Source organism: Moorena sp. SIO4E2, assembly GCF_010671945.1.
In the GTDB taxonomy this organism is placed as follows: Bacteria; Cyanobacteriota; Cyanobacteriia; order Cyanobacteriales; family Coleofasciculaceae; genus Moorena; species Moorena producens.
The window spans coordinates 1-3,369 of sequence record NZ_JAAHIE010000680.1; the positions used below are offsets into that span (position 1 = coordinate 1).

Sequence of the window (3,369 nt, forward strand, 5' to 3'; positions counted from 1 at the left end):
ATAGCCTGCCAACTCACCATCGTTAAGGATAGCGTAACCTTGCCCATGAGGTTGGTTAATCCATCTCGAAAGAAAATGAGAACGATGACTAGGAAAATATCGCCGACCATAACGACAAAGTTGCTCAAAATCAATAGACTTTAAATCCCTGACATCTGGCGAAATTGTGCCGACAATTATTCCTTGATAACGGAAATTATAATGAGCAGGTTTGAAACCAAATTTTTGATAATTATTAACTTGTTCTAAGACAGCATAAAGAGCAGCAGGCTGCCCAGAAATTAAATTCAATGCTTCTTGCCATGTTTTTAAACCAAATCCCTTTTTTCGTTCTTCCGGTTTAACAATATAAAGACCAATAAAATTAAATTGAGGTTCATATCGCACTACAGAAATAGAACTAATCGGTTTTCCATTTAATTCTCCAATTAAAAATCCCCCAGGATCAGCAATATAATAATTATCAGCATCATCAATACCTGGATTCCACCCCTCAGATACTGCCCAGCTTAAGGCAATTTTAATATCATCTTTGGTCATAGGACGAACTTGAAAATTATCTTCTGGTGTAATAGTCATTTGTTTGCTCGTGTTTTAAATCTTGTAAGCGCCACTGTAAATGGCATAGTCAATACTCAATTTTGGTATTTAGACAAAACCTGTCAATCTTGACTTGAACTATAACGCTAATTTAATTGGACTAGGTTCAAAACATGGATGCAGAAACCGTTCAAAATCAAGATGTAAATAGTCAAGCACATCTTCGACTTTATCCGCAACAATATGCGCCACCCCAAAAAAGGGACTAATTGTCGGATCGCTTGGTAAATAGTTGAGTAGTCTATTTCCAAAAATCTTGCGGAATGATTCCTGATCAATAAGATATTTTTTTGGAGTATAATGGGGTGGCAAACTACCAATAATAAAGGCATAAATCTTAGAAGTATCTACATTGGCTAGTAGGGAATTCCAATCAGGAGATTCATCGGTAAAAAAAAGCTCATAGGGATTGAAACCAAAAGCATACTCTACAGTGTCAGGTAGCGCAACTTCTCCAAAGCGCAAGGGATTTAATTCAATAGGGAAGAGAGTTCCATTACTAGATAGTCTAAACTCAAAATGAAACGGAAAACGGCGTAGATCAAGCTTAGCTCCAATATAGTTCATCACTGCCATGGTGGGCTCTATTGTTTTAGCTACTACTTGTTTCGATGTATAGTATAATGTGTCACTTACATCGGAGTTTGAGAGGAAAGGATGCTGATAAATACCAGTGATTATGGTTTTACCATTTTTGTCCCAGAAACCATCGCAGGCAAACTCTTCGCCCTCTACAAATTCCTCTACAAGGAAATAGGAATCGCTTAACACAGTAGAATTCATTTGTTTTGTAGCTCTATCAATATCTTCAAGAACCCAATCTACTGCCTGATCCCATTCCTCTTGTCCATGCACAATGCGAACGCCTATAGAGGCAGTTCCTATGCTGGGCTTAAGTACTACCTTATCAATTTCTCGTGGAAACTTAAAATCCCCCAGAGCATCCCTTGTCAGTTCCAGATAAAATAAGTCCGGATACAAGTCTTTGAATAGCCGACGGAAGATTGCTTTATTTTTAAATGTATTAACTTGATTTAAACGTTGTTTTGGTAGATTCTGAAGAATAAAAGAGAGACTTGCTTCCCAGTTTATCATGACTGCGGTATCTTTATCTTGCATCAAAGATATCGCTTTGGCATCTTTAAGAACAGTGATTGTTTTTGGTAGGGGAGCTATTGGTTGTTGCCCATAGACAGAAATTCCTAGACGTTTGATTGCACGTAACAAAGAAGGGGAGTGGAGAGGTCCGGCAATAAAACAGCAAATAGTATTTGGTGTTGTGATGTTCTTATTCATTAACCCTCTAAGGCAGCAATTCGGGCTGGAGTCTAGGTCAAGATTGGCTTTTGAGCACTGCCGGTAGGGCAATCACATCTAAGCAGCTATGATTTCATATTTCCGTCAAGTTGTCAATGCGTAAATCCTAAAGATAATCTAAAAATAATTTGTTAGTAGTCCTAAATCAAAGCGTTATTTTATCAGGTTATTGGTGAATTTATGTGAAATTTATTTTAGTTTTAGTAGTGCTATAGAGTCAGCGCGATCGCCAAACGGTTGCTTGGGAACATCGCTCTTAGCTTATCGATACATAGAAAGCGTAATTTTTCAAGCCAAATTAGATAGGTTTGCCCTCAATCAAAAGACGTAATAATTAAGTAATAGATTGTGAAGTGGGGAAGGTGTGCTAGAATTAGCGGCGAAGTTTATTCTAGAAACAAAAACAATGACCACTGAAACAAGTTTTGAAATGACGGGATATGCCAAGAGGAAATACAACGTCACTGCACCTATCAATGTTGATGTGGCCAGAAACTATCTCAGAGCAGTAGTGGCGATCGCTAGTGCTGATGGTGAGTTAGCACAGGAAGAAATAGATTGGTTTATGGAAGAACAGCAGCAGATGGGAACACCATCTGACCTCCTAGAAGAAAATGTCATAAACTTCGATGGGAAAAATGCCGACATCGAACAGTTATTGAGCGCTATTCATTATGATTTTTCTATAAATGTCGGCCATTCTATGTTATATCAAGCCATAAAAATGAGCCGTGCTGATGGAGTGTACCACGAAAAAGAAAAAGCAGCTGTTGATCGAGCAGCGGAAATTTTAGGAATTGAACGGAAAGTAGTTGTTAGCCTTGAGTCTTTGGCGGAAATAGAAGAGTCAGCAGACCGGCTACGACTAGCGATATTTGAAACTGACGTTGAATAGTTTCATTCATCAACTATGTTTATAGCTGATTTTTCTAACATCTGTAGTTTGAGCTTACTTTTTACCAAAACTTACCCTTTGACAAAAAAACACAACCTATGATGAGGTGAGGTTGTAGGGGTTTAACACCCCCCTCTTCTGGTTGACTAAATTTACCAACAAGCATCGTCAACGAACCTTATCGTAAACTCCAGCGGATATAGCACTACCCATTAAAGTTAGGACATTGATAAAAGCTAAAAAGCTTTTTTAGTCAACTTTTGCCTCTTGCCTCTTGCCTCTTGCCTTACGCATAGCGCTATACTTCTTACCCTCATCTTGTTGGCGAGAAGCGTACGCTAGCTCTGGGTCACATCTACCATTTAAGAAGAAAATAACTCTATTTCCCACTAATATTGCACTCGATTAAGGGCGACAATTACTAACCAACATTGCTGCTCACAGGGTAAACCAGGTGGGCGGTAGTAATGATCAAAAATCTCAAATCCTGCTTGTTCAACACAGCGAGCCAAGCTTTGATATTCCCAACCTACAACATAGCGATAGCCGGTTGGACG

Annotated in this window: 4 protein-coding genes; 1 reads left to right on the forward strand and 3 read right to left on the reverse strand. The window is 38.7% G+C overall.

Going from position 1 to position 3,369, the window contains the following annotated elements; translation table 11 throughout:
* Positions 1–579 (reverse strand): GNAT family N-acetyltransferase (locus F6K37_RS35280; protein WP_287255517.1); only part of this gene is annotated, 579 nt, incomplete at its 3' end.
* A gap of 99 nt (positions 580–678) precedes the next feature.
* Positions 679–1,896 (reverse strand): ATP-grasp domain-containing protein, encoded by a 1,218-nt coding sequence (locus F6K37_RS35285; protein WP_008189619.1) that lies wholly within the window; start codon positions 1,894–1,896, stop codon positions 679–681.
* Between the two features lie 427 nt (positions 1,897–2,323).
* Here F6K37_RS35285 and F6K37_RS35290 point away from each other — a divergent pair, with 427 nt between their 5' ends.
* Positions 2,324–2,812: a TerB family tellurite resistance protein gene (locus F6K37_RS35290; RefSeq protein WP_131827209.1), complete on the forward strand. Its 489-nt coding sequence runs from the start codon at positions 2,324–2,326 to the stop codon at positions 2,810–2,812.
* Between the two features lie 249 nt (positions 2,813–3,061).
* On the opposite strand, the gene F6K37_RS35295 is transcribed toward F6K37_RS35290, so the two are convergent.
* Positions 3,062–3,202 carry a hypothetical protein gene (locus F6K37_RS35295; protein WP_008189613.1) on the reverse strand — a complete coding sequence of 47 codons (141 nt, stop codon included), beginning with the start codon at positions 3,200–3,202 and terminating at the stop codon, positions 3,062–3,064.
* Positions 3,203–3,369: the final 167 nt, after the last annotated feature.